Annotated in this window: 2 protein-coding genes; both read right to left on the bottom strand. The window is 32.1% G+C overall.

Going from position 1 to position 6137, the window contains the following annotated elements; genetic code table 11:
• The coding region (locus tag U9R42_00640) for a PKD domain-containing protein (GenBank protein MEA3494526.1) at positions 1-3923 on the bottom strand (3923 nt) is incomplete at its 3' end.
• Between the two features lie 46 nt (positions 3924-3969).
• Positions 3970-6137, bottom strand: a 2168-nt coding sequence (locus U9R42_00635) for a T9SS type A sorting domain-containing protein (protein MEA3494525.1), incomplete at its 5' end; no start/stop codon positions are given.

Below are 6137 nucleotides of genomic sequence, written 5' to 3'. Positions count from 1 at the left end.
GAATCTCCTTTTCTGTTTGCTACTATTCTGTAGCAGTAAAATTCTTGGTTTATTTTTGTAAAACTGTCTATAAAGGTGTAATTCCCCTGTAAAGACAATTCATGAATTGTCTCTACGAGGGTAAATTTATTTTTTGATTTGTTGAAAATTTGTAATTCGTAATTCTTAATTCCCTGATTCCATTGTTTGTAGGCTGTCCATTTTAATTTGGGGTAAGTGCTTTTTGTTTCTGTTGTGAGAAGAATAGTTTTCCCGTAATTTGTGTATTCGCTTTTGTAATCGCAACTATCAATTACAAACATTCTGTAAAAATATGACTGTTCATCAACTCTGTTGTTAAAATCAAGGAAATCAAAGGTTTGGTTGTCGCTTGTGCTTAACTCGTACCAACTAATTCCGTTTTCTGATTTTTCGAGGATGTAGGTTTTTGGGATTCCTTTTGTTGCTTTTGTCCATTCAATCAGTATGTTTTCGTTATTTTCAACTGTTGCCCTAATTATTTCGTTTGCTTTTACGTGTTGCTCTATGAAAAAATATTTTGTTGTATCTGTTGAACAACCAAAATCACTTGTTGATGTGAGGGTTACGGCTTTTTTACCTGTGTCGGAATAAATATTATATGGGTTTTGAAGGTTTGAATAATTGTTGTCGCCAAATTCCCAAAACCATCTTTGAACTTTGCCTGAATCAATAAAAGATTTGTCGTAAAAAAACATTGTGTCTTCGAGACAGTTGTTGAGGTAAATGTAAGCGGCTACCGGCATTGGATGGACGTAAATATTTTTGGTAATTTTGTCATTGCAATTTTTGTTGCTTGTAGAAATTATTTTTATCGGATATTTTCCCCAGTCTGAAAATGAAAAATTATTTATTGCAGGATTTGTTGATGTTAGACTGTCGTCAACAAACCATTGGCGAGCTAAAGTTCCAGAGCTGATTTTTGATTGGTCAACAAAATTAAATTTGTTTGAATCAAGGCATTGTGTTGAATCGTTTATTGAAAAATCAGCGGTTGGTGATGGGTAAACTGTAACTGTTTTGATTATTGAATCTGGGCAGTTGTAAGGATTTATTGCTTTGAGTTTTACATTAAAAATTCCTTCGTTTTTGTATTTGTGATTCACATTTGAATCGGTTGAAAAATTATTGTCTCCGAAATTCCAAAAGTATTTTTTCAACCTAACAGCATTTGACCAAGTTGTTAGGTTTATAAATTCAAAATTATTTTCGTTAAAGCACTGAGCGGAATCATTTATTGAGAAATCCGCTTTTGGTGAAGGATTAACGATTACGCTTTTTGTAATTGAGTCTTTGCAGTTGTGATTTGAAGTGGCAGTTAGTTTCACAAAAAAAGTATCAGCTTTTTGAAAAACGTGATTTGTGTTTGAATCTGTTGAAAAGCTGTTGTCTCCGAAGCTCCAGAAATAATTCAACCTAACAGCTTTTCCCCAAGCTGTTAGGTTTGAAAACGCAAAATCATTTTCATTCAAGCATTGATCACTATCATTTAAAGAAAAAGCTACAAAAGGATGAGGTCTTACATAAACGTTTTTCTTTTTTGAAACAGTATCTTTACAATTGTTGGATGCGGTAACAATTAAATTGATTTCAAAAGAATCAACAGATAAATATTTATGTGTTGGGAATGTATCATTACTAACTGAATTATCCCCAAAATCCCAGTTGTGGATTAAATCGTTTAAGTTTGTTAATGTAGAAAAATCTGATTTGCTTTCAAACTCAAATAAATTGTCTGTAAAGCATTGAGAATTATTAATAATATCAAAATCCGCTTTTGGTGATTCAAGAATATATACTTTTTTTACGATAGTATCAGTACAGCCTAATGGTGAAATAGCAACAAGCCTAACATCAAAAGTATCAAAGCTTAAATATTTCATTTGTCCGTTGGAATCAGTTGAAGTTGAACCGTTGCCGAAATCCCAGCTATAGTTTAAACCTAACAGCATTTCAAAACCTGTTAGGTTTGTAAATTGAAAATGATTTTCATTAAAACATTGAACGGAATCATTAACCGAAAACTCTGTAACCGGACTTGGATGTACAATAATTTCTTTTGTTGCTGTATCTCTACAACCATGATTTGTTTCTTCGATTAAAACCACATTAAAAGTATCGGCAATTAAATAAATATGTTGTGCTGTATCAGCATTTGATGTGTTGCCGTCTCCGAAATACCATGTTTTTGAAACATTTAAATTTAAGGAATCACTTGGGTTTAAGAATATGAAGTTGTTTTTGTTAAAGCATTGGGCTGTGTCGTTTATGTTTATTTTAGCCTCTGGCATTGGCTGTACATAAAGCTCTTTGGTTTTTGATGTTTCACAGCCATAAGATGAAGTAACCGTTAATTTAACATTAAATGTATCAGCAACTAAAAATGACTTTATAGGGTTTTGCTGAAACGAGCCTGTACTATCCCCGAAATCCCACTCGTAGGTCATGCTACCATCTATGGCGGTAGAAGAATCATAAAAATAAAACTCATTGCCAAGCAAACACTTCGAGTTATCCGTAATACCAAAATTAGCATAAGCATAATTACTGATTCTGATTTCCCTTTCAAAGGTATCGTTTGTATTATTATAAAATATGACAGCACTTGTTTGGTAATAGCCAGTATCTGAATAGACATGTTTGGGATAAAACTGCCATGAATAATTACTATCCCCAAAACTCCAATAAACCGAATCTATGTTGGTGGTGTCTTTTAAATTAAATGCAGTGCTATCCCCGAGGCAGGTGTTTTCTATTTCTATATCAGGAAGGTAAAAATAGGATTGGAGAAAGGTGGGAAGACCTTTATTCCCTCCCATTGGTAATGTTAAACCTTGGTCTATATAATTACAGGCACTACCTTTTTTATTTGGCTTATTAATGCAACCTAGAAAAGCATAAACACGTGCCACATAAATTTTTTTGTCCAAGCCTATTTGTAAACAAAAATACCATCCACTATTATTATTTATATAAATTTGGTTAACAGAATTTTTAATTGTACTGTCAATCCCTGATGATAGATCAATCTGAAATATACCAGCAGGGCTACTAGAGCCTGTAACATATAGTAAGTTTTCACTGGGGGAAAACTCAACACCAAAAATGGTATAGCCAATATTTCTTTTTAGATTTATTGAAATACAATTTGAAATTTGTCCTGTTGCATTGTTAAAGTCAAATATATCAATAATAGAAGTATCCTGCATTGCACAAGCCAATTTTTTTCCTGAAGCAGAAAATTTCATTTGGCCATAAAAATTAGTTACAGTTCCTTCATGGGTTGTACCAATAGCAGAAACTACTGGAATTGTATCCAAACCTGAATTTTTTAGTAAATAGGCTTTGTAATTATTTGATTGCCATTTGTGTATCATAATCCAAACTGATTTTTTATCGGAATGAAAGGTGGCAGAAAATCTTTCTGTTACATTGCCACTTATAAATTGATTTTTTAAAATTACTTCACCTTTTCCATTATCTTTGGTAATATCCACAATGTGGTACCAAAAACCCTGATTTGACTTTGAGTAATTTATTACGGTAAAAAAATAATACAAATTTGTGTTGCCAGGTTGAGGAATAATTAAAGCACTTGGCATAGCTCCATAGCCCCCATTTAATCCATATCCATTTTTAAGGGTATCGTGGTTTTTATTCCAGATTGTAGTGCCATTAGTATAAAATAACAGCTTGCCATATTTGTCAGAAATCGTTGCAGTTCCATAAAGAGTACTCATTTTGTTGTCATACAAAAGAACAGGTTGGTTGTTCTCAAATTTAAATGCATTCTTATAACCAAAATACCAGTGTTTGGCTTCCAGTTGAGGAAAAGCTTTTTGAGAACTAATAATAATTAGTATGATAGCAACGAAAAAATAATATGTACTTCTGAGTTTTTTCATAAATAATAATGGGTTCTGGTTATCAGCCAGAACCCATGAATCGGAATTATTTAAATATTATCTTCATAACTTTTAAATTGATAAATGCTGAGCTTACTTTCAAATAATATATCCCGGCAGCCAATTGATTTCGGTTAAGATAAATGATATTTTCTCCTATTTTTATGTCTCTATGCTCATTATACTCAATTTTTCCGAGTGAATTATACATTTGGATTGTAAAATTGTTATCAATTTTAGAATCAATTTTCAAGGTTAATTGATCATCAACTGGATTTGGATATACATTTATACTTAAATCATTGTGCTCATCATCATTTATATTATTAAATACAATCCACCAGTTTTGATTTGATCCGTCATTTTCGTAGCAACCCATATCAATCCTACCATCAGCAACTCTTGTGTTATTATCTAAATCATAATTTGTTGGAGGTGTAAAATTAGGGTCTCCGCTATTAATACAAGGTGAAGTATATGGTGGAGCAGGATTTCCATATTTTAAATGATAACCATCAACAAATTTAGGATCTGCAGAAAAATTTGATGGACCAGACTGATTAAATGTAAAATTACCGATATCACAATAATTATAATAAGGATCTCCAACATCAGGAGGTGAATTATTAAAAATCACATCATCAGGTAAGTTATCATAAATAATATCATTTCTGAATTCAGGAAAACTTGTAATATCAGGAGAGTAAACACCTCCACCTTCATCAGCATTATTATCAGCAATAGTACAGTTGTAATACTTGGAAACAGAATTCGTATCATAAATGCCACCACCATCATCTGTTGATGTATTATTGACAATCAAGCTGTTATAAATTATAGGAGAAAAACCTTTTATATAAATTCCTCCCCCATCTCTATAAGCCTCATTTTCATATACTTTATTGCTATAAAACTTTGTATTATATGCACTTAGTTTTGTACTACTAATAAATGCTACTCCTCCTCCATTTACAGCATTGTTACTATAAATAGAGTTCCCTTCAATAACAGGATCAGTACCAGTAAAAGCAGTACCATAGTTTACACAAAGTGCACCTCCGGTCTTAGCTGTATTATTATAAAGTGTATTGTTTTTAAATTGGTTTTTGGAGCCTCCACAAAATAATACAGCTCCACCTTTAGAAAAATTATCTTCAATATCAGCTTCATTGTTATTAAAAGTATTACCTGTTATTTCAGAATTATCATAAATATCAGTGAAAACTGCACCTCCTAAACGCATTGAAAAATTATCATGAAAAGTATTATAATTTATATCTGCTTGTAGTTTAAATTTGTTATTCTCATTTCCTTGCAAGCAGATTGCTCCTCCTTTACAAGACTCATTTTGATAAAATTCGTTATTATTTGATATGCTTGGTTCAATTACAGATGCGTTTGAAGAATAGACATAAATAGCACCACCCCTTGATGCAAAATTATATCTGAATATAGAATTTGAAATGTCTATATTTCCAAAGTCTTTTAAATAAATAGCACCTCCATTATAATATGCAGTGAATATACCACATTGACAATAACCATATGGAGTAGGGGGATCAGACTTTTTACTGTATTCTAAAATACAATAGTCAAATTCAGAAGAGTATTGACTGGATGTTCCATTAAATCTAATCCCACCCCAACCATTATTTGGGTTAATTGCTGTAAAAGTAATATAATTTAAAGAATTACCTTGTGCATCCAAAGAACCCTGCACATCCATTTTCTTTCCATCCTCAAATGCTATGGTTGTTCCATTCTGAATTGTTAAAGTACATCTTACAGTAATATTATCAGTAATCACATAATCAATTCCATTAGGGTTATGGTTTGTCCAAGTTTGGTCGCATATATCTCCGCTTTTATATATATACGGGTCTTCATAAGCACCTATATCTATCACATTATGGCAAATGCGAGAGTTTCCATTTAAATCAAAAGCTTCATGTTGTACATTATTATCTCCTGATTCATAGCAGGAAGAACCATAAGTAATCATATAGTTACCACTTCCTACGAATAGAGGGTTGATCGTTTGGCAAGTTGGACAATTGGTTACGGTTGGGCAACAACAATATGAATATCCGTTATTTCCATCAGGAGTTGGGTAGGCTTGAGGATTTGAAGTAGCAGTATTTCCCCATAAAATAGTATTTACTATATCAGCAGTTTGATATTGATTGTAAATTCCTCCACCAATACCAAATGTTG

Source organism: Bacteroidota bacterium (genome assembly GCA_034723125.1).
Classification (GTDB): Bacteria; Bacteroidota; Bacteroidia; order CAILMK01; family JAAYUY01; genus JAYEOP01.
Note: the sequence above shows the minus strand (reverse complement) of the source record. Positions and strands in the feature narration are given on the sequence as shown.